General features: G+C 63.4%; 25 protein-coding genes. 14 read left to right on the forward strand and 11 right to left on the reverse strand.

The window, feature by feature from the left end; genetic code table 11:
- Nucleotides 1-33: 33 nt before the first annotated feature.
- Nucleotides 34-180, reverse strand: a complete 147-nt coding sequence (locus tag VNH11_19030; protein HVA48466.1) for a hypothetical protein — start codon at nucleotides 178-180, stop codon at nucleotides 34-36.
- 55 nt (nucleotides 181-235) lie between these two features.
- Between VNH11_19030 and VNH11_19035 the strand changes: the two genes are divergently transcribed.
- The 5 genes from VNH11_19035 (at nucleotide 236) to VNH11_19055 (ending at nucleotide 9126) form a co-directional block, all read left to right on the forward strand.
- Nucleotides 236-1537 (forward strand): DUF3592 domain-containing protein, encoded by a 1302-nt coding sequence (locus VNH11_19035; GenBank protein HVA48467.1) that lies wholly within the window; start codon nucleotides 236-238, stop codon nucleotides 1535-1537.
- A complete protein-coding gene (locus VNH11_19040) occupies nucleotides 1534-1992 on the forward strand; it encodes a hypothetical protein (GenBank protein HVA48468.1) in 459 nt (152 codons plus the stop codon). Before VNH11_19035 ends, VNH11_19040 begins: the two co-directional genes overlap by 4 nt.
- Before the next feature lie 228 nt (nucleotides 1993-2220).
- Nucleotides 2221-4446, forward strand: coding sequence for a tetratricopeptide repeat protein (locus tag VNH11_19045; GenBank protein ID HVA48469.1), 2226 nt, complete (start codon nucleotides 2221-2223; stop codon nucleotides 4444-4446).
- Nucleotides 4443-6251: a tetratricopeptide repeat-containing glycosyltransferase family protein gene (locus tag VNH11_19050; protein HVA48470.1), complete on the forward strand. Its 1809-nt coding sequence runs from the start codon at nucleotides 4443-4445 to the stop codon at nucleotides 6249-6251. Before VNH11_19045 ends, VNH11_19050 begins: the two co-directional genes overlap by 4 nt.
- Nucleotides 6244-9126 (forward strand): FkbM family methyltransferase, encoded by a 2883-nt coding sequence (locus VNH11_19055; GenBank protein ID HVA48471.1) that lies wholly within the window; start codon nucleotides 6244-6246, stop codon nucleotides 9124-9126. The genes VNH11_19050 and VNH11_19055 overlap by 8 nt, the downstream gene beginning before the upstream one ends.
- On the opposite strand, the gene VNH11_19060 is transcribed toward VNH11_19055, so the two are convergent.
- The 6 genes from VNH11_19060 to VNH11_19085 all read right to left on the reverse strand — a co-directional run bounded on the left by VNH11_19060 (nucleotide 9123) and on the right by VNH11_19085 (nucleotide 13901).
- Nucleotides 9123-10055: a class I SAM-dependent methyltransferase gene (locus VNH11_19060; protein ID HVA48472.1), complete on the reverse strand. Its 933-nt coding sequence runs from the start codon at nucleotides 10053-10055 to the stop codon at nucleotides 9123-9125. The two genes, VNH11_19055 and VNH11_19060, sit on opposite strands and share 4 nt — an antisense overlap.
- A gap of 354 nt (nucleotides 10056-10409) precedes the next feature.
- Entirely contained in the window at nucleotides 10410-11090 is a 681-nt protein-coding gene (locus VNH11_19065; protein ID HVA48473.1) for a PspA/IM30 family protein, read from the reverse strand.
- Nucleotides 11091-11147: 57 nt separating this feature from the next.
- Nucleotides 11148-11861: a hypothetical protein gene (locus tag VNH11_19070; protein HVA48474.1), complete on the reverse strand. Its 714-nt coding sequence runs from the start codon at nucleotides 11859-11861 to the stop codon at nucleotides 11148-11150.
- Nucleotides 11862-11879: 18 nt separating this feature from the next.
- Nucleotides 11880-12647, reverse strand: coding sequence for a hypothetical protein (locus VNH11_19075; protein ID HVA48475.1), 768 nt, complete (start codon nucleotides 12645-12647; stop codon nucleotides 11880-11882).
- A 54-nt stretch (nucleotides 12648-12701) separates the two neighbouring features.
- A complete protein-coding gene (locus VNH11_19080; protein HVA48476.1) occupies nucleotides 12702-13331 on the reverse strand; it encodes a hypothetical protein in 630 nt (209 codons plus the stop codon).
- Between the two features lie 132 nt (nucleotides 13332-13463).
- Entirely contained in the window at nucleotides 13464-13901 is a 438-nt protein-coding gene (locus VNH11_19085; protein HVA48477.1) for a GNAT family N-acetyltransferase, read from the reverse strand.
- A 224-nt stretch (nucleotides 13902-14125) separates the two neighbouring features.
- Between VNH11_19085 and VNH11_19090 the strand changes: the two genes are divergently transcribed.
- Together VNH11_19090 and VNH11_19095 are read left to right on the forward strand one after the other, a co-directional pair.
- Nucleotides 14126-14899, forward strand: a complete 774-nt coding sequence (locus VNH11_19090) for an MBOAT family protein (GenBank protein ID HVA48478.1) — start codon at nucleotides 14126-14128, stop codon at nucleotides 14897-14899.
- A 1-nt stretch (nucleotide 14900) separates the two neighbouring features.
- Nucleotides 14901-15311: a hypothetical protein gene (locus tag VNH11_19095; protein ID HVA48479.1), complete on the forward strand. Its 411-nt coding sequence runs from the start codon at nucleotides 14901-14903 to the stop codon at nucleotides 15309-15311.
- Here the strand turns inward: VNH11_19095 and VNH11_19100 are convergent.
- Entirely contained in the window at nucleotides 15303-15731 is a 429-nt protein-coding gene (locus VNH11_19100) for an OsmC family protein (protein ID HVA48480.1), read from the reverse strand. The two genes, VNH11_19095 and VNH11_19100, sit on opposite strands and share 9 nt — an antisense overlap.
- A 349-nt stretch (nucleotides 15732-16080) precedes the next feature.
- Here VNH11_19100 and VNH11_19105 point away from each other — a divergent pair, with 349 nt between their 5' ends.
- Nucleotides 16081-16632, forward strand: coding sequence for a GAF domain-containing protein (locus VNH11_19105; GenBank protein ID HVA48481.1), 552 nt, complete (start codon nucleotides 16081-16083; stop codon nucleotides 16630-16632).
- A gap of 157 nt (nucleotides 16633-16789) precedes the next feature.
- On the opposite strand, the gene VNH11_19110 is transcribed toward VNH11_19105, so the two are convergent.
- The 3 genes from VNH11_19110 to VNH11_19120 form a co-directional block, all read right to left on the reverse strand.
- Nucleotides 16790-17395: a hypothetical protein gene (locus VNH11_19110; protein HVA48482.1), complete on the reverse strand. Its 606-nt coding sequence runs from the start codon at nucleotides 17393-17395 to the stop codon at nucleotides 16790-16792.
- 17 nt (nucleotides 17396-17412) lie between these two features.
- Nucleotides 17413-17619, reverse strand: a complete 207-nt coding sequence (locus VNH11_19115) for a hypothetical protein (GenBank protein HVA48483.1) — start codon at nucleotides 17617-17619, stop codon at nucleotides 17413-17415.
- 130 nt (nucleotides 17620-17749) lie between these two features.
- Complete coding sequence (locus VNH11_19120; protein HVA48484.1) at nucleotides 17750-19135, reverse strand: sigma-54 dependent transcriptional regulator; 1386 nt, start codon at nucleotides 19133-19135, stop codon at nucleotides 17750-17752.
- 247 nt (nucleotides 19136-19382) lie between these two features.
- Between VNH11_19120 and VNH11_19125 the strand changes: the two genes are divergently transcribed.
- From VNH11_19125 to VNH11_19150, 6 genes are all read left to right on the forward strand, one after another.
- On the forward strand, nucleotides 19383-20012 hold the full coding sequence (locus tag VNH11_19125) for a response regulator transcription factor (GenBank protein ID HVA48485.1): 630 nt from the start codon (nucleotides 19383-19385) through the stop codon (nucleotides 20010-20012).
- Nucleotides 20009-20788 (forward strand): SDR family oxidoreductase, encoded by a 780-nt coding sequence (locus tag VNH11_19130; GenBank protein ID HVA48486.1) that lies wholly within the window; start codon nucleotides 20009-20011, stop codon nucleotides 20786-20788. The genes VNH11_19125 and VNH11_19130 overlap by 4 nt, the downstream gene beginning before the upstream one ends.
- 286 nt (nucleotides 20789-21074) lie before the next feature.
- Nucleotides 21075-21269, forward strand: coding sequence for a carbon storage regulator (locus tag VNH11_19135; GenBank protein ID HVA48487.1), 195 nt, complete (start codon nucleotides 21075-21077; stop codon nucleotides 21267-21269).
- An 18-nt stretch (nucleotides 21270-21287) separates the two neighbouring features.
- Nucleotides 21288-22019: an ABC transporter ATP-binding protein gene (locus tag VNH11_19140; protein HVA48488.1), complete on the forward strand. Its 732-nt coding sequence runs from the start codon at nucleotides 21288-21290 to the stop codon at nucleotides 22017-22019.
- A gap of 205 nt (nucleotides 22020-22224) precedes the next feature.
- Nucleotides 22225-23616 (forward strand): sulfatase-like hydrolase/transferase, encoded by a 1392-nt coding sequence (locus VNH11_19145; GenBank protein ID HVA48489.1) that lies wholly within the window; start codon nucleotides 22225-22227, stop codon nucleotides 23614-23616.
- Nucleotides 23617-24011: 395 nt separating this feature from the next.
- Nucleotides 24012-25463, forward strand: coding sequence for an alpha/beta hydrolase (locus VNH11_19150; protein ID HVA48490.1), 1452 nt, complete (start codon nucleotides 24012-24014; stop codon nucleotides 25461-25463).
- Nucleotides 25464-25511 lie beyond the last annotated feature (48 nt).

Here is a 25511-nt window from a genome sequence, read left to right on the forward strand (position 1 = left end):
CGGACAATGCTAACCTGGTTGAGAAGCATGCGCTCAGCAAGCCGTCGTCTCCAAGGCGAACACCCGGTCGTAGGCCTTTTGCGCGACGCCGCCCAATCGCTCGGCCAGTCGCCGATAAACCGCGCGGCGATAGTCCCATTCTTTCGATCGCGGAACCTGCTCCAGCCCGCCCCTTGCCACCCGGCCGTGCGGCGGCTAAGACAAGCATGATGTTCACGCGGTTGCGAGCGACGCAGTGCCCCGGTATCTGACTCGATTTTACGGCAAGAAGCGCGGCCGACGCCACACCGGCTCGAACGTGGTCCGCAGCTTTGGTTCGGGCTGCTTCTGCGCGGTTTCGCTCGGCATCGGCCTGGCGGCCCTGTTTTACTTCTTCGCCGCTTTGACCGTTCCCGAGCTGCGAGTCAACCGCGACTTTGTCGAACATCGGGCGCGTTTGATCGACAAGCGCCTGGAGGAGCAGCCGGCCCGCGACGGTCCGCTCTATGCCCCGCGCTTCCGCTTGCAATTCACCGTGCAGGGTCGCCGTTTCTCCCCCTGGGCGCCCTATGACGTGACCGACCTGCACACGCGCGACCGGCACCGAAGCGAGCAATTGTTGGCCGAGTTTCAGACCGGTCAAGACTACGCTTGTTGGTACGACCCCCAGAATCCCGAGCGCGTCGTGCTGGCGCGGGGCTATTCCTGGTTCGCCTGGCTGATGCTCGTGGTGCCCGTGCCGTTTATCGCCGTCGGCGCCGGTGGCTTGTCATTCTTGATCTGGTCATGGGGCAAATCGGCCGAGCGGCGGGCGGTGCTCGCGCAAGAGACCGCGCGGCGGGAACAAATCGAGCTGACCGGGCAGGAACCGCCCTTCCCTTCGGTGCCCAGTCCCGGCGACGTCACCGATAGTCCCGGCACGACGCTGGCCTTTCGGCTGCCGAGCGGCGAACCGGGCTGGAACCTGGCGGGGTTGCTGCTGTTGAGCATCGTCTGGAACGGCGTGGTGGCGGCGTTCTTATGGATGGCCGTGGACGGCTACCGCCGCGGCAGCCCCGACTGGCTGCTGGCCCTGCTCGTAGCGCCGCTGGCCGTGGGGGGCGCGGGGCTGGTCGCGCTGTTCCTCCGGCAATTGTTGGTGGCCGGCAGCGTGGGACCGACGATCGTGGAAATCTCGGAACATCCCTTGTACCCCGGCGGCACCTTCGAGCTGTTCATCGACCAATCGGGCAAGCTGACCGTCAAGCGGCTGCGCGTCGTGCTCGTCTGTGAAGAGGAAGCCACGTACCGTCAAGGGACCGACGCACGCACGGCGACGCGGAGGGTCTACGAGCACGAGATTTACTGTCGCGAGGCCTCCCCGGAGCCGCACGAGCCGGGATTGCGGCTGCGGACCAGCATGGAGATTCCCGCTTGCGCTATGCACTCGTTCCGCTCGGAGCATAATAAAGTGTGCTGGAAGCTTGTGGTCAGCGGCGAGGTCGCCCGGCGCGGCGACTTCGAACGCAGCTTCCTGCTGCACGTTTATCCCTGTCGGTTCGAGAGCCATGCCGCATGAGCGAAGGATCGGTCCGCATCTTGCTCGATGGCAACCGTCGCGTATACCAACCGGGCGATTTGTTGTCGGGCGCCTATCAAGTCGACTCGCTGAGATGGATCGATCCGACTGCCGTCGAGATCTCGGTGCTCTGGCACACCGAAGGCCAGGGAGACGAAGACCTGGCCGTACACTACTTCGACCGGACCGAGGCGGCGGAACGTGGCGGGACCGACTTTCGCCGGCCGCAGCGCTTCAGCACGCGCTTGCCTGCCAGCCCGCTGAGTTATCAAGGCGTGATCGTTAAAATCTGTTGGTGCGTCCGCGTGCGCGTGTTCTTGCCGCGAGGCAGGGAAATCGTCGGAGAATCCCCTTTCCAGCTTGGCACGTTGCCGCCCGCCCGGCTGGCAAAGGCCGCTCCGCCGGTCGTTCCGCCGGTCGAGGGAGCGGTCGAAGAGGGCGGTGAGACGCTTTGAGGTGCCATGAACGCACTTGCAAGCTAGAATTGGCGTTGTCAAGCCAGAATCGTAAGGTGGGACCAGCGAGCTTGCGAGCGCTGGCCCACCGTAAACGACGACGGACGGGGCTACGGCGTCCGTTGAGTGCGCGACGCGGCAAACGGTGGGCCGGCGCTCGCAAGCTCGCTGGTCCCACCTTACGGCCGGCCAAAATCAAAAAATCAAAAATCGAAAATCCAAAATTGCATGACCGCCAGCGAGTTACTTTCCGCCGCCCGACAATGCCAGCAAACCGGCGATCTGCCGCGCGCCGAGTCCGGCTACCGTCAGCTTCTCGCGCTCGAACCGGCCAACGCCGAAATCTGGTATCTGCTGGGCTCGGTTTGCCAACCGCAAGGCAAGCCGGACGAGACGGTGGCCGCGTACCGTCGGGCGGTGACGCTCAAGCCCGAATTCGCCCAGGCCCAAAACAGCTTGGGCATTGCCCTGGCGCAGCAGGGCCACTCGCAGGAAGCGGAGCAGTGCTTCGCCGAAGCGGTCCGCGCTCAGCCCGACTTTGCGCACGCCCACAACAACTTGGGCAACGCGCTGAAAGAGCAAGGGCGGCGGGACGAAGCGCTGGCTTGCTATCAGCAGGCGGTGGCCCTGAAGCCCGACTTTGCCGAAGCGTACAACAATCTGGGCAACGTGCAGCGGGACCTGGGCCAGCTCGACGACGCGATTGCCAACTGCCGGCAAGCGCTGCGTTTGAAGCCCGACCTGGCCGATGCCCACAACAATCTCGGCGCGGCCTACTCCGCCCAGCGTCACTGGGAGGAAGCGGCGGCCAGCTATCGCCAGGCCATTGCTTTGCGTCCCAACCACGCCGAAGCGCACAGCAACCTGGGCAACGCGCTGCGCGAGCTGGGCCGCATCCAGGAGGCCATCCTCAGCTTGCGCCAGGCGTTGCAGCTCAAGAGCGACTTTGCCGAGGCGCACGGCGGGCTGGCCATGGCCTTGACGCAACAAGGCGACTTGGACGGCGCGCTGGAGAGCTGCCGCGAGGCGTTGCGGCTGCGGCCCGACTTGGCCAGCGCGCATCTGAGCATGGGCTTTATCCTGTCGGAGCTGGGCCGCCGGTCCGAAGCGCTGGCCTGCTGCGAAAAGGCACTGGAGCTACAGCCCGACATGCCCGACGCCCGCAAGAACCGCTCGCTGGTCTTGTTGCTGGAGGGCAAGCTGGCCGAAGGTTGGGCCGAATACGAATGGCGTTGGAAGTGTCCGGAGCTTCCGGAAAGGCCGTTTCCGCAGCCACTGTGGGACGGTACGCCATTGGACGGAAAAACGATCATGCTGCACGCCGAGCAGGGATTTGGCGACACGCTGCACTTCGTCCGCTACGCGCGGCTGGTACGCGAGCGCGGCGGCCGCGTGATCGTGGTCTGCCAGCGCCCGCTGGTGACCCTGTTACGTCGCTGTGAAGGCGTCGAGCAGGTTTTGGCCCAGGGCGATCCGTTGCCGCCCTTCGACGTTCACGCGCCCCTGTTGAGCCTGCCGCGGATTTTTGGCACCACGCTCGACAACATTCCCGCTGACGTGCCGTACCTCAACAGCGACCCACAAATCGTTGCCCGCTGGCGCGACGAGCTGAGCGGCGTGAGCGAGTTCAAGATCGGCATCGCCTGGCAAGGCAGCCGCACGCATCGCCGCGACCGCGGGCGGTCGATCCCGCTTTCCTACTTTGCTCCGTTGGCGGCCCAAAGCGGCGTGCGGCTCTATAGCCTGCAAAAGAACTTCGGGCAGGAACAACTCGGAGAAGTCAGCTTCGGCGGGCGGATTATCGACTTGGCGCCGCGGCTGGAGTCGTTCGTCGATACCGCCGCCGTGATGGAGAACCTCGACCTGGTGATCTGCTGCGACACGTCGGTGGCCCATCTGGCCGGCGCGTTGGCCAGGCCGGTGTGGGTGGCCGTGGCGACCGTGCCCGACTGGCGCTGGCTTTTGGACCGCGACGACACTCCCTGGTATCCGACGATGCGGCTGTTCCGTCAGCACCGCCGCGGCGACTGGCACGACGTGTTCGTGCGCATCACGTCGGCGCTGGCCGAGCTGATCGGCGCGCCGATGGATTTGAGCACGATGGTCCGCATCGGGCCCGGCGAACTGATCGATCGCGTCGCGCGATTGGAGATCGCGTTGGACCAGGGCGGGGCTGCGGGTGGCGGCAATCGCGAGGAGCTCGTGACGCTGGAGAACAGCCTGTCGCGTTTGCTTCGCCGTGCTCCGCAGGTGGCCGAGTTGAAGAATGAACTGAAGGCGGCGTGCGAGGCTCTTAGCGCGGCCGAGCGTCAGATCGACGAGTGCCGGCGCGGCGGCGATTTCGGCCCGCAGTTCGTCGAACTTGCCCGCACGGCTTATGCTGAACGCGAGCGCCACCGCCGGCTTATGGGGCTGATAAACGACGCTTTCTCGTTTGAAGGAGAAGGTGCGTGACCGCGAGCGAACTCAATAGCTTGGGCGTGGCCTTGGCACGACAGGGCCGCACGCGCGAGGCGGAGCAGTGCTTTGTCGACGCGGTCCGCGCGCAAGCGGATTTTGCGCAGGCGCACAACAACTTAGGCAACACCCTACTGGAGCAAGGGCGGCGCGAGGAAGCACGGGCGTGTTACCAGCGGGCCGTCGAGCTGAAGCCCGACTTCGCGGAGGCTTACAACAATCTGGGCAATGTGCAACGCGAGCTCGGTCAGCTTGACGAGTCGATCGACAACTGCCGGCAGGCGTTGCGTTTGAAGCCCGACTTGGCCGACGGCCATTTCAACCTCGGCGCGGCCCGTTTTGCGCAGCGGTGCTGGGAAGAGGCGGCGGTCAGCTATCGACAGGCCATCGCTTTGCGTCCGGGCCACGCTGAGGCGCACCGGTATTTGGGCAGTGCGCTGCGGGAGCTGGGACGTACCGATGAAGCGATCGCCAGCTTCGGCGAAGCATTGCGGCTCAAAGGCGATTTCGCCGAGGCCCACGGCGAGCTGGCGATGGCCTTGGCGCAACGAGGCGACCTGGACGGCGCGCTGACGAGCTGCCGCGAGGTGCTGCGGCTGCGGCCCCATCTGGCCAGCGCTCATCTGTATGCGGGCTTCATCTTGAGGCAGTTGGGCCGCCGGGCGGAAGCGCTGGCCTGCCTGGAAAAGGCGCTGGAGTTGCAGCCCGACCTGCCCGACGCGCGAAGGAACCGCGGGCTGCTGTGGCTGGTCGAAGGAAAGCTGACCGAAGGTTGGGCCGAATACGAATGGCGTTGGAAGTGCCCCGAGTTTTCAGCGCGGCCGTTTCCGCAGCCGCTTTGGGACGGTTCGCCTTTCGAGGGCAAAACGGTCCTGCTCCAGGCCGAGCAGGGGTTCGGCGATACGCTGCACTTCATCCGCTACGCACGGCGGGTCCACGAGTGCGGCGGCCGCGTGGTCCTCGTTTGTCAGCCCCCGCTGGTGGCCCTGTTAAGTCGTTGCGAAGGCGTCGAGCAGGTTTTGGCGCAGGGCGACCTATTGCCACCCTTCGACGTCCATGTGCCGCTGTTGAGCCTGCCACGGATCTTTGGCACCACGCTCGATAACATTCCGGCCGATGTTCCCTATATCGAGGGCGATCCTCAGAAGGTTGCCCGCTGGCGGGACGAACTTGACGGCGCGAGCGACTTCAAAATCGGCATTGCCTGGCAAGGCAGCCGCGCGCATTGCGGCGATCGTTGGCGGTCGGTCCCCCTCTCGAACTTCGCTCCGTTGGCCGCGATTGGCGGCGTGCGGCTCTATAGCCTGCAAAAGAACGACGGGCAGGAGCAGCTTGGGCAGGTCAGCTACGGAGAGCGAATTGTCGACTTGTCGCCGCGGCTGGAGTCGTTCGACGATACCGCGGCAGTAATGGAGAACCTTGACTTGGTGATTTGCTGCGATACGTCGGTCGCCCACCTGGCCGGCGCGTTGGGCAGGCCGGTGTGGGTGGCGGTGCCGGCCGTGCCAGATTGGCGCTGGCTGCTGGACCGCGAAGATACTCCGTGGTATCCGACGATGCGGCTGTTCCGCCAGCATCGTCTTGGCGACTGGCACGAGGTGTTCGCGCGCATGGCCTCGGCGCTGGCCGAGCATGTCGCAGCGCCGATGGGTAGTGTCCTAAAGTTGAGTCACGTAGGGTGGGACCAGCGAGCTTGCGAGCGCCCGCCCACCGAGAGCGACCTTGCCGATGCTGGTGGGCCGGTGCTCGCAAGCTCGCTGGTCCCACCCTACGAATTGGAGGCTGAGTGCCCTCGTGAATAAAACCAAAGTATGCCGCTATGGCGAGATGATCTATCGTCCGAACGACACCTATGTCGGCCGCTCGCTGGAGCTTTACGGCGAGTTCTCGGAGTCGGAAGTGCAGCTCTTTCGGGCCCTCGTGCGGCCTGGACAGACCGTGCTCGAAGTGGGCGCGAATATCGGCGCGCACACGGTGCCCCTGGCGAAGTTGGTGGGGCCGACGGGCAAGGTGCTGGCCTTCGAGCCGCAACGCGGCTTGTTTTATATGCTCTGCGGCAATATGGCCCTCAATAACCTGCACCAGGTGCATTGTTATCATGCGGCGGTCGGCGAGCGTGCCGGCACGATCGCCGTGCCGGAAGTCGATGCCGACAGGGAACAGGATTACGGCGGCATTCGGTTGACGAACCTGCCCTCGTCCGTGGTGACGGAACCGGTGCCACTGCTGCGGATCGACGACTTGCAGTTGGCCGCATGTGATTTCATCAAGGTCGATGTCGAGGGGATGGAGCGGCAAGTTTTGACCGGGGCCGCGCAGACGATTCGTCGCTTTCGGCCGCTGCTGTACGTCGAAGACGACCGCGCTCAAGCATCGGCCGATTTGCGGGCGCTGATGTTCGACCTGGGCTATCAGCTCTACGTTCATCAACCGCCGCTCTATAACCCCGCCAACTTTGCAGCCAATCGCGAGAATATCTTCCCCAAGATCGTTTCACTTAATGTTTGCGCTCACCATGTCGAGTCGCCGTCGCCCATCCGGCCCGAGCAGTTCGGCATGGAACATTTGCCGCGACCGGCCCGCGGTGCGACGACCTCGAAAGCCGGGACGCCGGCGACTTTGGACGAAGCGCGGCGCGAGCACCAGGCCGGCAACGTCGAGAGGGCGGTCGGCCTCTATCGCCAACTGCTGCTGGCCCAGCCGAACAATGCCCAGGTGTGGTATCTGCTGGGCGCGGCCTCGATGCAGTTGGGCCAGCTCGATGAGGCGCGCAGCAGCTTGCGGCAGGCCACCTGCGTCAATCCGCGGCACGCCGAGGCGCACAACCATCTGGGCGTGGTGCTGGCCCAGCAAGCCTCGGTCGACGATGCGATCACCAGCTTCCGACGCGCGCTCGAATTGAAGCCCGACAATGGCGAGATACTGAACAACTTGGGGCTGGCGCTGTTGCGGCAAGACAAGGCCAACGAGGCCATCGCCATCTTCCAGCGCGCCTTGGAGCTGCATCCCGACGATGTCAAGGCCCGGCACAACCTGCACCGGGCGCTGCGCGAGTTGGGGCACTTCGAAGAGCTGCTTACCAGCCAGCGTCAAGCGGTCGGGCAGAAGCCCGATTCGGCCCAGGCCCACAACGACCTGGGACTGACGCTCTACGAGGGGGGCAAGCTCGATGAAGCCGCCGAGGCCTTTCGTCAAGCGCTGCTCGTCAAGCCCGACCTGGCCGAAGCCCACAACAACTTGGGCCTGGTGATGGCCTCGCAGAGCAAAGTGGACGAGGCGATCGCGTCGTATCGCCGGGCGATCGTTTTGAAGCCCGCCTTTGCCGAGGCCCATAACAACCTGGGCATCGCCCTGCGCCAATCGGGACAGGGCGAGGCCGCGGTGGCGAGTTGCCGCGAGTCGGCCCGGCTCAAACCGGAGCTGCCGGAAGCGCACAATAACCTGGGCAGCGCGCTGGAAGAGGTCGGCCGCTACGAGGAAGCGATCGACGTGTTGAATGAGGCGCTGCGGATCAAGCCCGACTTTGCCAAGGCCCACAACAACCTGGGCATCGCCTTTTGGTATCTGGGCCGCTTCGACGACGCCGCCGACAGCTACCGCCGCGCGATCGACCTGATGCCCGAAATGGCCGAGGCCTACAACAACCTCGGCAACGTGTTGCGCGACCAGAGCGACATGCAGGCCGCCCAAGAATGTTATCGCCAGGCGGCCGACCTGAAGCCCAACTATGCCGATCCACACTGGAACCAGTCGCTGGTGTGGCTGCTGTCGGGCGACTTCGAGCACGGCTGGGCCGAATATGAATGGCGCTGGAAGCTGAAGAACTTCAAGCCGCGCCAATGCCCGCAGCCGCTCTGGGACGGTTCGCCGCTGGAGGGAAAGACCATCTTGTTGGCGGCCGAGCAGGGGCTGGGCGACACCATTCAATTCATTCGCTATGCTCCGCTGTTGCGCCAGCGCGGGGCGCGCGTGCTGGCCGAGGTCCAGCGGCTGTTGAAGCCGATCTTGAGCAGTTGTCCGGGCATCGACCAACTGCTGGTGCAGGGCGAGGAACTGCCCGATTTCGACACCTATATCACGCTGCTCAGCCTGCCCTGCGTGCTGGGCACGAAGCTCGACACCGTGCCCGCCGACGTTCCCTATCTCAAGGGCGATCCTGAGAAGGTGGCCCTCTGGCGGGACGAACTCGGCGGGGTGCGCGACTTCAAGATCGGCATTGCCTGGCAAGGCAGCCGTGCGCATCGCGGCGACCGTTGGCGGTCGGTCCCGCTGTCGAACTTCGCGCCGTTGGCCGCGATCAGCGGCGTGCGGCTCTATAGTCTGCAAAAGAACGACGGGCAGGAGCAGCTTGGGCAGGTCAGCTTCGGCGAGCGGATTGTCGACTTGTCGCCGCGGCTGGAGACGTTCGCCGACACCGCGGCGGTGATCGAGAATCTCGACCTGGTGCTTTGCTGCGACACGTCGGTCGGCCACCTGGCCGGCGCGTTGGCCAAGCCGGTGTGGGTGGCGGTGCAGACCGTGCCCGACTGGCGCTGGATGCTGGACCGCGAAGATACGCCCTGGTATCCGACGATGCGACTGTTCCGTCAGCGCCGTTTTGACGACTGGCCGGAAGTCTTCGAGCGGATGGCGGCCGCGCTGCGCGAGAAGCTGGAGCAGGCCCAAAACCTGCACTAGCGATTGGACACCCGAATAATGTGAGCGGCCCAAGGCGGTATGTTCGAGAACAAAATATGACAGCCAACCGAAAAGCTGCCAAAATGGAACCCGTGGTTTTGCGCCAGAAGGGCGAGGCTGTTTCTCGAAAACAGGCTGATGTGGCCGTTTCGGGGAGAGGCATACCACCAGCTCAGTCGTTGGTTGCGGTGAATGCTCCCGTCCGACAATAAGGTGGAAAACAACACGAGTCCATCCGGAGCGAGCAGCGACCGCAAATGGGACATCAACTGCTGGACATCAGGCACATGTTCGAAGACCTCAAAGGCTGTAATCAGCTCGAAGCGGCCAAGCTGTTCGGCACTGACGTCTCGGTTCACCAGGGGGTCGTAGGATATCGAATTCCAACCTGACGTGCGCAGAAGGTCGACGAGAACTCCGTTTCCGCCACCATAATCCAGATGTCGGACTGACCGAGGTAAACTGCCGAAGAGAGAAACCAAGGTGCCGGCATTTCCGCGAGGCCGCACTTCCTTGTAATCCGGGTCCACGACGGCATAGTCGTCGTTGTATACTTTGTCTTCGAATTTCTCTAAGGACCAGGTTGACATCTCCGGGGCGAAGCAGAAGCCGCATCCGCCGCAGAAAGCGTAGTAGATTGGAACGCCGGCCGGACTGAGAAACGTGCCCCTTCGTTCCTCGCATGACTTGTTGAAGTCCACGACGTCAAGCAACGAGCATCGTTGGCGGCAAACCGGGCAGATCAATGCGTCTTTGTGCATGGCTATGGAAGGCGGTCTTGCAGCCGCAGCACGTGCAGAAAGACGGGGCCGACGGCTTTCCTGGCCATTATAAACCAAGGTCTCGCGGAAACACATCGCCAGGGTCAACCGATCCAAAATACGGCCATCTACTCCCGCTGCCAGCGTTGAGCATCCTTGCTCTTCCATCGTCACAGCCTCCTTGATGCTTGGTTATTGACCAAACATAAGTTATCAGGAGGCTGTGACTTGCGCAAAGACGAACGGTATTGAGTCTAGTCGCCGCGCGAGTCGTGGCCGGTCCCGGCGCGCCGGGACACGAATTCTGCTACACGCGGTGCGCTGTTTCTATAAGGGCCGGTGAATATCCGCGCCAACGGCCCGCCGCGCTCGGCTCTTTCCTTCTTTCGCAGCCGACAGCGAAAGTTCGTTGAAGGGCCGCGTTACGGCCGCCAACCGCCCGCGGTCACGGCGGCGCGCGAAGGGACGATTCTGATCTACTGACAGATTCTGTCAGTTCACCGAAAGAGGGGGATGGTCAATTTACGGTCCGATCGGCCCTGGAGTTCCTCGGTCGTTCCCCTTGAGCGCCGTCAGTTCCACCGCGATCTCAGCGGCAGCTTCACGGTCCTGCCACCCGTCAGACTCATCGAGCTCGGCCAGCTCCAAAAGCGCCTCGGTCTCGGATTCGACCAGCTCGACGCGCTGCCGCAATCGCTCGAAACGATCAAGGACCGAGCGCCCCGCGTCGCCACTCGCGTGCGCGCCCAGGCGGCGGTAGGCCTGCGCCACGCATTGGCGTGCCGCCAATGCGACCATCATCCTTCCGGCCTCGGCACGTTTTACCTTCATGGCATCGATGCGGCGGCGCAGCCGAGCGCTGGCATCTTCGGCCGCCGCACGTTGTTCTTCGAACACCCCTGCCAGCCGCTCATGCTCGCGGCGCCGCATGAGTGCGCGACGGGCATGGTCGTCGTCGCCGGCGGAGACGGCTGCCGCCGCTCTGTGTTGCCAACGCGAAGCCTGGCCGTGCTGCGACTCGATTTCCTTGCCCAGCAACTTCTCGCAGGCGATCGAGCGGGCGGCCGCGCTGGTGGCCGCGGCGATCGTGTCGTCCATCTCTCGCACCGCTTGCCGCAACATTTTTTCCGGGTCTTCAAAGCGATCGACGAGATCGTTTAGGTTCGCCGTGAGAATATCGTTGATGCGTCCGAAAAGTGTCATGGTTTACTCCTGAATCTGAATCCTGAACCCTGAATCGTGAACCCGAACCCTGATCCCTCACGCCGCCGACGTATTGCCCCTGCGCTCCTCTTGTTCTTCCCCTGCATCCTGCCACGTCACCGCCGAAATACCTTCCACCGCTGCCGCGATCTGGGCCACCAATTCCTCGGCGCGTGAGGCCGGCGCGCCGGTGAACTTGGCCAAGTGGATCATCGATACCAACTCGCGAATCCAGGCCAACGTGCCCATCAGGTCGTCGTACGCGCGGCACCGCACCTCGCGCAGCCGGCCGAGGTTCTTGCGGCGCGCCTGCTCGCTCAATGCTCGGCGGTCGACCACGAGGGGACCGTCTTCCGCGACCGTCTCCGGGACGCCGCCGGCTTCGATTTCCGTTCGTGCCATGAGGGCGTCCATTTCGCGAATCCGGGCAGCTTGCGTCGCCAACGCCGAACGCAGCTCGACGAGCCGGTCTTTCTCACGGGCCAGCACGTTTTCGGCCCAGCCGTCCAGGCTTGAAAAGGCCGTGTCGAGTTCGGCATCGACTTGGGCGATTGCTTCCGCCATTTCGTCGGCGGCAGCGTGGCTCGTCGCGCGATCGAATTTCGTGGGAGTCTCCGGACGCGAGAGCAAGACCGGCAAATAGAGCGGCCAGAAGACGGTGGCGGTGGCCAACGGGAGCCAGCCGCGATCGCCGTCGCCGCTGAGATAAACGGCGCCGGCCACCGCGAAACCGGCAATCAAATAGAGCAGCAGTGTTTCACCGAGTCCCATGGTTTGCCTCCCCTCGTCTCAAACGTGCGTTGCGAAGAAGTTCCACAACACGTAGACCATCAGCGGCGTCACGGCGGTGTAGCAGGCGCACCAAGCCAACAGCAGCCGCCGCAACAGGCAGGCCCGCGACTCGCGCCGCTCGGCACAGATCGTGTCGCGCAGGGTCAAGAAGCCGTCGTAGAGCGTCTTCACGCCCCACAGACCGGCCACAAACGGCAGCAGCAGCCCGAACGCCACGCATGTGAGCATCAGCACGCGCGGAACCGGGAAGACCACGACGGCCAGCGCCGTCGCCACGTAGATCGGCAACACGCCGACCAGCGCGACGGCCGCCGAGGTCATGCCCTTCATGGCGTGCGCGACTACGCCGAGCATGCCGGTACGCACGCCGGCCAGCAGGCCGTAGAAGTAAAAGCTGGGCAGACAGACGCCGTTGGCCGCGACCAGTCCCAGGCAATACGCCAGCAACAGATTGGCCAGCGAGGCATCGTTCCAATGGGCGCGAGGCACGCCCGGCGGCCAGAAGTTCCAAGTAACGTACACGGAGTTGAGAATCACCGTGGCCGCGACGCCATAGACGGCGAAGCCGATGAGTCCCAGCGTCAGCAGCCGTGGCACCAGCCGCCGCTGCCGGTCGGGCCGCCGCAACAGTTGTTCGAGCGTCGAGCGGTCCTTGAGCAACAGGTCCAAAAGCTGGGTGAGCGAGACATCGTCGCGGTCGGCAGTCTGCTCGCTGCCGCGAATCGTTTCAGGCCGTGCCAGGTCGGCAACGCAGTTGGTAGACATAAAGTTTCCTTTACCGAAATGAATGCGCAATTGAGCGAAAGTGGTCGGTGGTTCTCAACCGACGGGCGTCAGCAATCCGAAGACATAGGCCATCTGAAAGCCGATGGCCCCCACGAGCAGCAGAATCCAACCGGGCTGCCGGCCGCGTGCGGGTTCCAAGCGTTCGACGATGCGGCAAAACACGTCGGCCATCGCCACACCCACGCCGATCAGCACCAGCCAGTTCACCGCGGCAACCAGCCAGGCGGCCCAGCGCGGACCAACCAGTTCGGCCGGCAACGAAGGCACGGCGACGCTGAAGAACCAGTTGATCGGCACCGACGCGATCAGCGCCAGTCCGCCCCAGCTTACGGTCACCAGCGCGGCCAACAGCGTGCTGCTCGCCCGCAAGCGCGAGCCGCTCAGGCTGTTGAGAATGTAGAGCGCCGGCAATGGGATGACCCAGGCCAATCCAGCGGCGATCGAGAACAATAGCGACTTGGCCAGCATGGTTTGCGGTCCAGCGTGGATGCCCATCGTCAAGCCGTAGACGAGCACGCCGAACAATGCGGTGGCCGCCAGTGCCAGCCAGACGGCCAAGCCATACGGCGTGCCTTCGCGCTGCCACACAAGCGCGAATTCTTCGGGTTCGCGCAGCGAAAGGCCGACGGCGGCCAAGCTGGCGCGGTGGGTTTCGCGAGACATCGTTGATCTCCTTCGTTCGAGGTCGGTGGTCGTAATCAGGCACGGCGGCGTGCTGGCCACGATACTGACCGAAGGAAACCGGCGGGATTAACCGGCTGCGGAAGAAGAATCTCGAAAAGCGAGCAAGTGGAACTAGGAAGGAGGGAGGGCCGATCGAGCGTCGCGCTCCATCGTAAGGCAGTACTCAGAAAAACCGAGCGATCGCCAGAATTGGATGGCCACCGAATTGCCGATAAGCACCTCCAGCCGAACACGCGGTGAGCGGCTCCACTCGTTTTCCCGCAACCACTGCACGGCTTTTCGACCGATACCGCGGCGACGTTTTGACGGCAAGACATAAAACTGACGCAGATACGTCCAATCGGACTCGTGCCTGAAAAGTGCATAGCCCGCCGCTTCGCCTTCGTCTTCGAAGATCACGGCCCGATACTCGTCCTGAAGCCATCCTCGCATGCGGTCTTGCAGTTGAGAAAGAGACATCGTATTGCGGTGACCTTCGTCTCGAATCAATTCCTGGTTCATCGCAGCAAGAAGAGCAATGTCGTCGAGCGTGGCAAGACGGTAGTTCATGTTAATCCGTGACCAGTCTTACGGTTCGCTTTCAGGGCAGAGCCAGGCAACGATCATTGTACTTCTTTTCCGGCCCGACCATGCACTGTGCGACATCCCTAACCCTAACTTGCAGAGCACGGCGCGGCTATGAGCTGATTGTAGTTTGGGGGCCTCTTGCAGCGACGACAATGTTGTCGGCGCTTGCCACGACACGCCTACCCGGCTGGGCACGCATGTGGCTGATGGCCCTTTCCCTTTACGGTGGTTTCAAATGGCTGACGTGGCAGCGGGCGGTTTGCGAACTGCGGCTGATGCGACCGCCGCTGGCCCGGTCGCTCGCGTACTTGTTTCTTTGGCCGGGCATGAACGCCACACGGTTCTTGTCGGCCGCCAAGGTCGAGCGGCCGAACGGCGTGGAGTGGCTGAGAGGCGTTCGGAATGTGCTGACCGGCACGGCACTTGTCTGGCTGATCGCTGGCCGTTTTTTACCGCGGCAACCCTGCGCCGCGGGTTGGGCCGGCTTGGTGGGCATCGGCTTATGGCTACACTTCGGTATACTGCAACTTCTGTCGCTCGCCTGGCAACGGGCCGGCGTCTATGCAACCCCAATCATGCAGCGGCCAGCGTCCGCCACATCACTCGCCGATTTCTGGGGCCGACGCTGGAACACGGCGTTCCGCGACCTGGCGTATCAACTGATCTTTCGTCCGCTGGCACGACGCTGGGGAGCACGCCGGGCTATGACCGCCGCGTTCCTGTTTTCGGGCGTTCTGCACGATCTGGCGATCTCCGTTCCCGCACGGGCCGGTTACGGTCTGCCCACGCTTTACTTCCTCTTGCAAGCGATCGGAGTGGAGATTGAACGATCGGCGCTGGGACGGCGATGGCATTTACGCGGCGGCGTGCGAGGCTGGATGTTCGCGGCGACAATGATCTTGGCCCCCGCTTCACTCCTGTTTCATGCCGCCTTTCTCCGCCGCGTCGTCATACCATTCTTGAACGTTTTGGGAGCATAGCATGAACAACGAAGCACTATTACGCATGGGTGGCGTGATTCAACTCGCCATCCTCACCGCCAGCGCGCTGGTGCCGGGCAAATTGCAATGGCGGGCGGAGCTTGGCAAACTGCCGCCCCTCTCGCGGCAATTGATCTGGGTGCATGGCGGATACATCGTCCTCACGATCGCCGCCATGGGCCTCGTCTCGCTGTGCGAGGCGGCGCAACTCGCGGACGGCAGCTTGCTGGCGCGGACAATCTGCGGGTTTGTGGCAGTCTTCTGGTCCGTTCGTTTGGCGATCCAATGGATGCTGTTCGACGGCCGGGCCTATCTGACCAGCCGGTTTTTCAAGATCGGCCACCACAGTTTGACTTTGGCCTTCGCCATCCTCGCCCTTGTTTACGGCTGGCTGGCGCTTGGCTCAGGCTGACTCCAGCTTGGCGTCGAGCGTGATCTTGGCGTTCAGCACGCGCGAGACCGGGCAGTTGGCTTTGGCATCGGCCGCAATCTCGTTGAATCGCTGCGCATCGATGCCCGGCACCTTGGCGGTCAGATCGAGTTGGATGGCCGTGATCGTCCAGTTGCCGTCGATCTGTTCCAGGTCGAGCGAGGCCTTGGTCGAAAGCCTGTCGGGCGTGAACCCGGCGCGGCCTAAAGATGCTGAGAGGGCCATCGTAAAACACCCGGCATGGGCCGCCGCAATCAGTTCTTCCGGGTTTGTGCCGGCGCCCTGCTCGAAGCGGGTCGTGAACGAATAGGGCGTTTCCTTCAGCACGCCACTGGGAGTCGTGAGCGTACCCTTGCCTTGTTTCAAATCGCCCGACCACGCCGCTGATGCTGTCCGTTTCATGGCTTGTCCTTTCTGGTGATGTCGCCCCGCTCGTTTCACTTCTAACCGATGCCCGAAAATCGTCAATCGCCGTCGGCGTTGGTTCAACATCTCGCCATAGGCGACGAGCCGATCGCGCATTTCGCTGTTCTCCCTGCGGGGATCGCGTGTACAATCAAAACAGCCGCCGCCCCGAGGTCAGGGGCGGTCGAGGCGTGTCTGTGACCGCCGCCGTTCGCGATCGGGACGACCCCGGACAGCCAACTCTTGTCGTGCGGCATTTCTCCAGGTGTGCGGTGCCCTGCTCGGCTCGCCGCATGCCGTCGGGTCGCGCGGGGGCATATCACACGTTTCCGGAACGCTTGAAAAGATGAACGCTGATCCCTCTTCGACGGCCGCCGATCTGCTCTCGCAATCGGAATCGGCGCCGGACCTCATCGCCGCGCTCAAGCAGCGCGTCGAAGAGCTGGCCAAGGAAGTCGACGAGCGACGGCGGGCCGAAGTCGGGTTGCGGAAGGAAGTCGAGCGACATTCACGCACGGAGCACCAGTTGAGCGCCCTGGTGCGGGTCTCGGCCGCGCTCACCGACACGCTCGATCCATCCCACGTTTTGGCCTCGCTCCTCGATTTCTCCCAGCGGCTGTTTCCCGCCGACGCCTATGCTATCTGGCGGCTGCACGCGCGGACCGGCCAATGGCAGATCGCAGCGGCGGCAAATCTCTCTGAGGAATTTCAGCGGGGCGTCGTGGCCGTCTTGGAACAGTCGCCGGGGATGCCCGAAACGCCGGTGGTGGCCGACGACGTCTTCGCTTTGCCCCTGCTGGCCGATCGCAAAGCGGCATATCGGGCAGAGGGGATACGCTCGCTGCTGGCGGTCCCCTTGCGGATGCACGGGCAAGTGCGCGGCACGCTCGCCTGGTGAAGCCGGTCGGCGCCGAGACGCTGCGCCGTCTGCTGAGCGAGCAGTTTCGAGAAGTGCCGGGGACGTAGGGTGGGACCAGCGAGCTTGCGAGCGCCGGCCCACCGTAAACGACGTCGTCGCTCAAACAATGCTGGCGGCATCGGTGGACCGGCACTCGCTACAGTGAGCTCGCCGGACCTCGTGACGGAAGGTACGCCCAACCCAAACCTGGACCGACGCGAAGGTAGCGATCGTAGGGTGTGAAGACTTCCCAATCGGCGACGTCGTCCGTGCCGCCATCTCCGTTCACATCACTACTGGGCTCGGGCACGATCAGGATGGACGATCCATCCGCCAAAAGCAGCGAACAGGCGAAGACCGATTCAGTGGTGCCGCTCCGCATAGCGCTGGCATCCGCCGCGATGACCCTCGCGCCCGGCTGCGCCAACTGGCCACGCTCGATTTGTTCGGCGCTCAAGGGAACGAAGCCATCGGGCAGGCCTGTATCGGCGGCGCTCGCCGCCATGGTCACCGCGATGCCGCTGGCGGTCTTGAAATACCACGACGACGCACGCGCTGTCACGACGTAGCTGCCTTCCGTGAGGTGGGCCAGTTTTTTCAGTTTTGGCTTTTGTGGTTCGCCGAAGTGCAGTGTCAGTTCGTCGCCATAAGAGAAGCGCACGTGCAGGAACGGCTCGCCGACGAGTTGTTGCAAATACGCCCGCAGCCCCCTCACATCGGTCGTTTTTTGTTGAACGCTCCGAAAATCAAGCGTGCCAAGCATACTTCCCTCGCATGACGTTACGGTTCCTGACTTTCACCAATAAATTCACGGGCCTTTTCCATCATTTCGTCCCAGGTGAAGTCGCCACGGTCATTGCGCGTGCCGACGTTGCCCGACCGCTTGCACTGCTCCAAGTAATCGCCGAATCGCCGCCGTTGGGCCGGATCCATCTCGAAGTCGCGGGCGACGGCGTCCACATCACGTATGTCTCGCTTCCGTCCCACGCCGGTTCCTCAATTATAGTACGACTGGCGGTGCATTATCGAGTGCCGCCGAGCTGTGGACCTCCGGCAACGTCCATCGCGTGCAGGTGAGCCCACCCTGCCTCGATTGCCGGCGCCCGGCCGCCTACAATTAGGCCCCCGCGCGGTGCGGCTCCAGGTCCTCCAAACCAAGCCGCTTCATCTTCTTATAGAGCGTCGTGCGGTTGATGCCCAGCGCGTCGGCCGTGGCGTTGCGGTTCCAGTGGTGGGCTTCCAGCACTTCCAGAATGATCTGCCGTTCGGGACTGGCCATCGCCTGCTTGAGCGTGTGGCTGCCCACCGGATCGACGCTGAGGGCCCGCATGGCCATGACGGCGGGCGGCAGGTCGGCCACGCCGATCAATTCGCTCTTTCCCAACAAGACGGCCCGCTCCACGACGTTTTGCAGCTCGCGCACGTTGCCCGGCCAACGGTAGCGCTCCATCGCCGCCAAAGCGTCCTCGCTGAAGCCAGCCACCTTTTTGCCGGTCTCCTCGCGCAGCCGCTGCAGAAAATGCTGAGCCAACATCGGAATGTCGGAGACGCGGTCGCGCAGGCCCGGCAATTCGAGATTGATGACGTTGACGCGGTAATAGAGGTCTTGCCGGAAGCGGCCCTCGGCCACCAGCGATTCCAGGTTCTCGTTGGTCGCCAGGATCACGCGGGTATTGACCTTGTAGGTCTTGTTGCCGCCCACCTGCTCGAACTCGAACTCCTGCAAGACGCGCAGCAGCTTCACCTGCAGGCCGGCGCTGGCCGTGCCGATCTCGTCCAGGAAAATCGTGCCGTCGTCGGCTTGCAGGAACTTGCCCACCTTGTCTTGATGCGCCCCCGTGAACGATCCGGTCACGTGGCCGAACAGCTCGCTTTCGAGCAGGGTCTCGCTGAGCGCCCCGCAGGCCACCTCGACGAACGGCTGGTCGCGCCGGCCGCTGCGGCGATGGATGGCGCGGGCGATGAGCGACTTGCCGGTGCCGCTTTCGCCGGTGATCAGCACGGTGGCCTTCGTGTCGGCGATGCTGTCGATGATTTCGAACACCTTTCGCATCCGTACATCGTGGCCGATGATGTTCTCCAGCCCCAGGCGCCGGTCGAGCTGGGCCTTGAGCTGCTTGTTTTCTTCGACCACCTTGCGCTGATTCAAGGCCCGCTCGATCGAAATATGAAGCTCTTCGTCGATGAGCGGCTTGGTGAGCAGGTCGAAGGCGCCAGCGCGGATGGCTTCCACGGCCGTCTCCACGGTTCCATAGCCCGTAATCAGAATGACCGTCGATTGAGGCCGCTCCCGGCGTGCGTAGGCCAGTACGTCGAAACCGTCGCCGTCGCCGAGCCGGACATCGACCAGGATCAGGTCGAACGTCTTGCGTTCGAGGGCCTGCACGGCGGCGGCGGCCGTGCCCGCCGTATCGACCTGATAGCCCTGTTCTCGCAGCCAATCGGCCATCGAATCGAGCAGATGACGGTCGTCGTCGACAAGTAGCAGGGAATGTCGTTTCATCACGTTTTGGAAGCTGTGGTCCGCCTGGAAAATCGGCGCAACCGCCCCCTTGAACGTAAAAAGTCGGTTGCTGTAGGATATTTAGGTCACCCGTTGCCGCCCGTCAACGCGGTGGAACGGCCGAGAAACGTGTCAGCAGTGATTGCCCGGTCGGATGGGGTCGGTTATTCTCACAAGTGGGCCAGCAACGTTGCAGAAAGCCGGCGAAATGGCAAAGAAAACAAAGAAGTCAAAGAGGGAAACTGGGATGGGCATCAAAGTGGTGATCGTCGACGATCACGAAGTCGTGCGGACGGGAATCGTCAGCCTGTTCGAGGACACGGAAGTGAAAGTCGTCGGACAGGCCGCCAACGGTTCCGAAGCGCTGCAGGTCGTCAAGTCGAAGAAGCCCGACCTGGTGCTGCTCGACATCCGCATGCCCGACGGCGACGGGCTGACGGCCTTGGAGGAGCTGCGGCAGGCCGCGCCGAATTGCCGGGTGGTGATACTCTCGACCTATGACAATCCGACCTACATCGCGCGGGCCAACGCCATGGGCGCCAGCGATTACCTGCTGAAAGGCTCGAGCCGCGATCAGCTCTTGAACGCGATTCGTGCCGTGGCCGCCGGCGACGCTCCGTCGGCCTTCGGCGAAATGCGCCGCGTGGCGGGGGCCATGGCCACGCGTCAGAAGAACGACGCCGAGCCGACGCTCACCCAACGCGAGACGCAGGTGCTGCGCCATCTGGCGCTCGGTCTGAGCAACAAGGAGATCGGCCGTTCTCTTTCGATCAGCATCGAGACGGTGAAAGAGCACGTGCAGCACTTGTTGCGCAAAATCGACGCCACCGACCGCACGCAGGCCGCGGTCTGGGCGGTGAAAAAGAAACTGGTATGAGCGTCCTCGATCGGTTTCGGCTGGATGGAAAGCGGTTTTTCATCACCGGCGGCTCGCGCGGCCTGGGCCGCGCCATGGCCCTGGCCCTGGCCGAGGCGGGTGCCGATGCCGTGCTCGTCGGCCGCGACGCCGCCAGTCTCGAACAGACCGCGGCGGATGTCCGTTCCCTGGGACGGCAGGCGTTGACGATGCAGGCCGACGTCGGCAAGCCGAAAGAGTGCGAAGCCGTTTGCCGGCAGGCCATCGAGCAGCACGGCCCCATCGACATTCTCATCAACAACGTCGGCGGCCGGCGCGTCCCCACGCCCACCGTCGACATGCCGCTCGACACCTGGCAGGAATTGATCGACCTCAATCTGACCAGCACGTTCGTCTGCACCAAGGTGCTCGGCAAGCCGATGATCGACCGGCGGTCAGGACGTGTGATCAATATCGCCTCGATTTCGGGAATGGTGGCCAACCGGGGCATCGGCGGCCGCAGCTACGAAACCGCCAAGGCCGCCGTAATCCAGTTCACGCGTGCCACCGCCGTCGATTGGGCGCCGTTCGGAGTGACCGTCAATGCCATCTGTCCGGGCGGCTTTATGACCGAGCCCAACATCCGCTGGTCCCGCGAGCGGCCCGAGATCATCGAGGCCTTCAAAAAAGAGATTCCCCTGGGCGATTTTGGCCAGCCAGAAGATCTGGGGCCGTTGGCCGTTTACCTGGCGAGCGATGCGTCTCGCTATATGACCGGCGCCGCGCTCGTCATCGACGGCGGCTATACGCTGCTTTGAACTGTGCCAGGTGTCTCGCAATGAGCCACTTTGACTCATAATAGCGAGGGGTTGTCCACCTCCTGTCCAGCGGCACGCGGCGTGCGGATGGGCCCTCTTCTTTCCTAATCGTAATGACACAAGCAGGTTACGCACGATAAGCGGCTCTGCCAAGCAAGGTCGACTGTAACGACGGCGCAAAATTTGCTCACTAAGACAATTCCCAGCACGAAGCTGCCGACCTTTGCGTCGGTCACCCGGATCGACGCCACGCATCGTGCATCCAGGCATTCAAGGAGGAGCGATCATGTTAGTGCTAAGTCGGAAAGCGGGCGAGCAACTGGTGATTGACGGCAACATCATCATCACCGTCAACCGCGTGGCCGGGCACCGCGTGAGCATCGGCATCGAGGCGCCTCACGACGTACAGATTGCCCGCGGCGAGCTGCGCGGGCCCGATTTGTCGCGGTCGCGGCTGGAAACCTTGCCGGCCGGAGTCTGAGTCGCCAAGCTGGAGTCGATGGACCCCCGCGAAAACGGCGCTGATTCCCGACCGCTGCTGCACCTCGATCGCGTCGGCCGCACCTATTTCATGGGTGAAGTCGCCGTCGAGGTGCTGCGCGACGTGTCCATTGAAATCGGCAGGGCTGAGATTTTGGCCATCGTCGGACCCAGCGGGTCGGGCAAGAGCACGCTCTTGAACCTGATCGGCGGACTCGACAAGCCGACGACCGGCTCCGTCTGGTTCCGCGACCGTGACCTGGCACAACTTGGTTCGCGCGAGTTGACGCTTTATCGCCGCGACACGGTCGGCTTCGTGTTTCAGTTCTACAACCTCGTGCCCAGCCTCACCGCCCGCGAGAACGTGCTGGCCGCGACCGAAATCAGCCGCAACCCGCTCGACGTCGACGAAACGCTCGACATGGTGGGGCTGGCCGACCGGGCCGAACACTTCCCTTCGCAAATGTCAGGCGGCGAGCAACAGCGGGTGGCCATTGCCCGAGCGCTGGCCAGCAATCCTCAACTGCTGCTCTGCGACGAGCCGACCGGCGCGCTCGATTTCGAAACCGGCAAGCGCGTGCTGCGGTTGTTGGTCGAGGTCCGCGAGCGGCTCGGCAAGACGGTGCTGATCATCACGCACAACTCGGCCATCGCGCAAGTCGCCGACCGCATTATCCGCCTCCGTAGCGGCGAGGTGGTGGAAACGACGGTCAATCGCCAGCCGGTCGCCCCGGAGGAAGTGGTGTGGTGAAACTTGTTGACCGCTGACATTCTTGCGCCGATACTTGGCCGGTGGATACGGATCTCGCCGCTTTCCGCCTCGCTTGCCAAAATCGACGAAGCCGCCAATGAAAATCCCATCGCCTCGAATGCCGTGTTGCCCTTTCGGTCGCGGGCGTTTGCCACGCGCGCCGACGACAATCCATGCGGTCGCAGCCGCTACCATCGTCGGTTTCTTGACTTCAGCCGCGCTTTCCGCCGAACAGAAAAGGCCGCCGAACATCGTGGTCATCCTGGCCGACGATCTCGGCTACGGCGAGCTGGGCTGCCAGGGCAATCGCGAGATTCCCACGCCGCACATCGATTCGATCGCGGCCGAGGGCGTGCGCTTCACGGCCGGCTATGTGACCGGGCCGAACTGCAGCCCTTCACGGGCCGGCCTGCTCACGGGGCGGTACGGCACTCGCTTCGGACATGAGTTCAATCCGATCGGTGCGAAGAACGAAGACCCGGCGTTCGGCCTGCCGCTGGGCGAGACGACGCTGGCCGACGTGCTGCGCGACGCCGGTTATGTGACCGGCGCCGTCGGCAAGTGGCACCTCGGCGGCACAGCCATGTACGATCCCCACCGCCGCGGCTTCGAATCGTTCTTCGGCTTTTTGCACGAAGGCCACTATTATGTGCCGCAGCCCTGGCCGGGCGTGACCACGATGCTCCGCCGCCGCACGCTGCCCGGCGGCGGCCAGGGACGCCGGGCATTCGGCGATGTGGTCTATTCGACGCACATGGGCTACTACGAACCGGAATACGACGCCAACAACCCCCTGCTGCGCGACGGCCAGCCCGAGGCCGAAGCGGCCTATCTGACCGACGCCTTCACGCGCGAAGCGCTAGGTTTCATCGACCGCCAACGCGACAAGCCGTTCTTTCTCTACCTGGCTTACAACGCCGTCCACAGTCCGATGCAAGGCGCCAACGCCTATCTGAAGAAGTTCGCCTCGATCGACGACATCCATCGCCGCATCTTCGCCGCCGTGCTGAGTAACCTCGACGACGGCGTGGGGGCGATTCTGGACAAGCTCCGTTCCGCGGGCCTGGAGAACGACACGCTGGTTTTCTTTCTCAGCGACAACGGCGGGCCGACGCGCGAGCTGACCAGCAGCAACAAGCCGCTGCGCGGCGAGAAGGGGAGCGTCTACGAAGGCGGCCTCCGTGTCCCCTTCATGGTGCGTTGGCCCGGTCGGCTGCCCGCCGGCGCGCGGTATGACCTGCCCGTCTCGTCGACCGACATTTTCGCCACCGCCGCGGCGGTCGCCGGCGCGGCGCCGAAAAACGGGCGAAAGCTCGACGGCGTGAATCTCATGCCGTACCTGTCGGGCGAATCGTCCGGGCGGCCGCACGAAACGCTCTATTGGCGCCAGGGGCTCAACACGGCGGTGCGCGTGGGCGACTGGAAGCTGTTGCGTCACGGCCGCGGCTCGACGAACGGCCCGTGGGAGCTTTACGATCTTGCCCCTGACCTCGGCGAGGAGCAAGATCTGGCCGCCGCCGAACCCCAGCGGCGGGAAGCGCTGTTGCGCGTTTGGGAAAAGCTCGACGGCGAGATGGTCGAGCCTGCCTTCCGCTGACGCCGCCGCCTCGGTTTGTTCTTCAAACAGCGAGGTACGTCGGTCACTTTTCCTCGCCTACGGTTCCCACTACGATAGGGCTGCTAACGTCATGCCGATGGATGAACCGATCCTTGAGGCCGTGGGGTTGCGGCACGGGCCACGTCAAAGTTTCGATGCGATGGCGACCCCGGAGTGTAGTCAGGAAAGCCGCGGCGTCCATCTCTCCGCACCGACTTTCCCTCGCTCGACAACGCCCACTGGCGGAAGCACCTGGCATTTGTGAAGGGCTAGCGTCTGGCAGCGGATTATTGACTTTGCCCAACGAAATTCGGATAACCAGAAGTGTCAACAAAATAGTTCGCTCGGGCGAGCGAACTAATTATACCGCTCGTGATTCAAAGCAGAGGACCGCCATGCGACGCAGTCTTATTCGATGGTGCATCCTTTTGACGGTCATGGTCGCTTCTGCCCTGCCGTGGCACACCGCGGGCACCGCAGCCGAAACGAAACCAGACGCCAAGCCGTCTCTGGCCGGCGTGTGGCAAGGGATCATTAAAGTTCAGTCCATCGAATTGCGGGTCGTGCTGCGCATCGTGGCCGAAGGCGACCGCTATAAGGCGACGCTCGACAGCCCCGATCAAGGCGCAAAGGGAATTCCGTTCGATCGCATCACGCTGGAAGGCGACAACGTCAAGCTGGAACTAAAGGCGATCAAAGCCTCGTTCGACGGCAAGCTCACTAAGGATGGTCAGACGATCCAGGGCAAATGGACACAGGCCGGAACGTTGCCGCTCGACTTCAAGCGTCTGGAAAAGGAGCCCGACTACAGCCGCCCGCAGGAACCAAAAAAGCCGTATCCTTACGTCGAAGAGGAAGTGACTTACAAGAACGATGCCGCCGGCATCACTCTGGCCGGAACGCTCACGTACCTCGCCTCGGACAAGCCGGCCCCGGCCGCGCTCTTGATCTCCGGGTCGGGGCCGCAGGACCGCAATGAAACCGTGATGGGCCACAAGCCGTTCTGGATCCTGGCTGATTATCTAACGCGACGCGGCATCGTGGTGCTCCGCGTCGACGACCGCGGCGTCGGCGGGTCGACGGGCAACACGATGACATCGACCACCGCCGACATGGCGGCCGATGCGCTGGCGGGCGTCGCATACCTCAAGTCGCGCAAGGAGGTCGATAGCCGCGAGATCGGCTTGCTCGGTCACAGCGAGGGTGGATTGGTGGCTCCGCTGGCGGCCAGTCTGAGCGACGACGTGGCGTTCATTGTCATGCTGGCGGGAACCGGCGTTGCTGGCGAGCAAATTCTTTACCGTCAGGCCGAGCTGATCGCGAAGGCGCAAGGCGCCGACGACGCCGCACGGGCCGCCTCGCGAAGCACTCAAGAGCGAATGATCAAAGCCATCAAGGAATCGGCCGACTCCGCCGAGGCGGAAAAGCGCGTGCGAGATATTGCCGCCGAGGAGCTGGCCAAGTCGGCCACTGGCGAAGAGCAAGGCCCGGCTGCAAAGGCGGCGATGGAGGCACAACTCAAGCTCGGCCTGTCGCCCTGGTTTCGCTACTTCTTGACCTATGATCCACAGCCGGCGTTGCGAAAGGTGAAATGCCCGACGCTGGTGCTCAACGGCGAAAAAGACCTGCAGGTCGACCCAAAGCAAAACCTGCCTCCCATCGCGGCCGCTTTGAAGGACGGCGGCAACCCAGATTTTGAGGTCCGAGAGTTAGCGGGCCTGAACCATCTCTTGCAACACTGCCAGACCGGTTCGCCGTCCGAATACAGCAAGATCGACGAAACCTTGGCCCCCGAAGCGCTCGAAATCATCGGCGACTGGATTGCGAGCAAAACCGCGCGTCCCTGATTTCATGCGGGCGACGCGCCGCCCTGCGCCGACTGCCGCCGTGGACTC

Source organism: Pirellulales bacterium, from assembly GCA_035533075.1.
Taxonomy (GTDB): Bacteria; Planctomycetota; Planctomycetia; order Pirellulales; family JAICIG01; genus DASSFG01.

Bases quoted from the DNA above. Each gene is read 5' to 3' on its own strand.
- VNH11_19040 (HVA48468.1), top strand. From the start codon at position 1,534: ATGAGCGAAGGATCGGTCCGCATCTTGCTCGATGGCAACCGTCGCGTA.
- VNH11_19045 (HVA48469.1), top strand. From the start codon at position 2,221: ATGACCGCCAGCGAGTTACTTTCCGCCGCCCGACAATGCCAGCAAACC.
- VNH11_19060 (HVA48472.1), bottom strand. From the start codon at position 10,055: ATGGAAGAGCAAGGATGCTCAACGCTGGCAGCGGGAGTAGATGGCCGT.
- VNH11_19065 (HVA48473.1), bottom strand. From the start codon at position 11,090: ATGACACTTTTCGGACGCATCAACGATATTCTCACGGCGAACCTAAAC.
- VNH11_19070 (HVA48474.1), bottom strand. From the start codon at position 11,861: ATGGGACTCGGTGAAACACTGCTGCTCTATTTGATTGCCGGTTTCGCG.
- VNH11_19075 (HVA48475.1), bottom strand. From the start codon at position 12,647: ATGTCTACCAACTGCGTTGCCGACCTGGCACGGCCTGAAACGATTCGC.
- VNH11_19080 (HVA48476.1), bottom strand. From the start codon at position 13,331: ATGTCTCGCGAAACCCACCGCGCCAGCTTGGCCGCCGTCGGCCTTTCG.
- VNH11_19085 (HVA48477.1), bottom strand. From the start codon at position 13,901: ATGAACTACCGTCTTGCCACGCTCGACGACATTGCTCTTCTTGCTGCG.
- VNH11_19090 (HVA48478.1), top strand. From the start codon at position 14,126: ATGGCCCTTTCCCTTTACGGTGGTTTCAAATGGCTGACGTGGCAGCGG.
- VNH11_19095 (HVA48479.1), top strand. From the start codon at position 14,901: ATGAACAACGAAGCACTATTACGCATGGGTGGCGTGATTCAACTCGCC.
- VNH11_19100 (HVA48480.1), bottom strand. From the start codon at position 15,731: ATGAAACGGACAGCATCAGCGGCGTGGTCGGGCGATTTGAAACAAGGC.
- VNH11_19105 (HVA48481.1), top strand. From the start codon at position 16,081: ATGAACGCTGATCCCTCTTCGACGGCCGCCGATCTGCTCTCGCAATCG.
- VNH11_19110 (HVA48482.1), bottom strand. From the start codon at position 17,395: ATGCTTGGCACGCTTGATTTTCGGAGCGTTCAACAAAAAACGACCGAT.
- VNH11_19120 (HVA48484.1), bottom strand. From the start codon at position 19,135: ATGAAACGACATTCCCTGCTACTTGTCGACGACGACCGTCATCTGCTC.
- VNH11_19125 (HVA48485.1), top strand. From the start codon at position 19,383: ATGGGCATCAAAGTGGTGATCGTCGACGATCACGAAGTCGTGCGGACG.
- VNH11_19130 (HVA48486.1), top strand. From the start codon at position 20,009: ATGAGCGTCCTCGATCGGTTTCGGCTGGATGGAAAGCGGTTTTTCATC.
- VNH11_19135 (HVA48487.1), top strand. From the start codon at position 21,075: ATGTTAGTGCTAAGTCGGAAAGCGGGCGAGCAACTGGTGATTGACGGC.
- VNH11_19140 (HVA48488.1), top strand. From the start codon at position 21,288: ATGGACCCCCGCGAAAACGGCGCTGATTCCCGACCGCTGCTGCACCTC.
- VNH11_19150 (HVA48490.1), top strand. From the start codon at position 24,012: ATGCGACGCAGTCTTATTCGATGGTGCATCCTTTTGACGGTCATGGTC.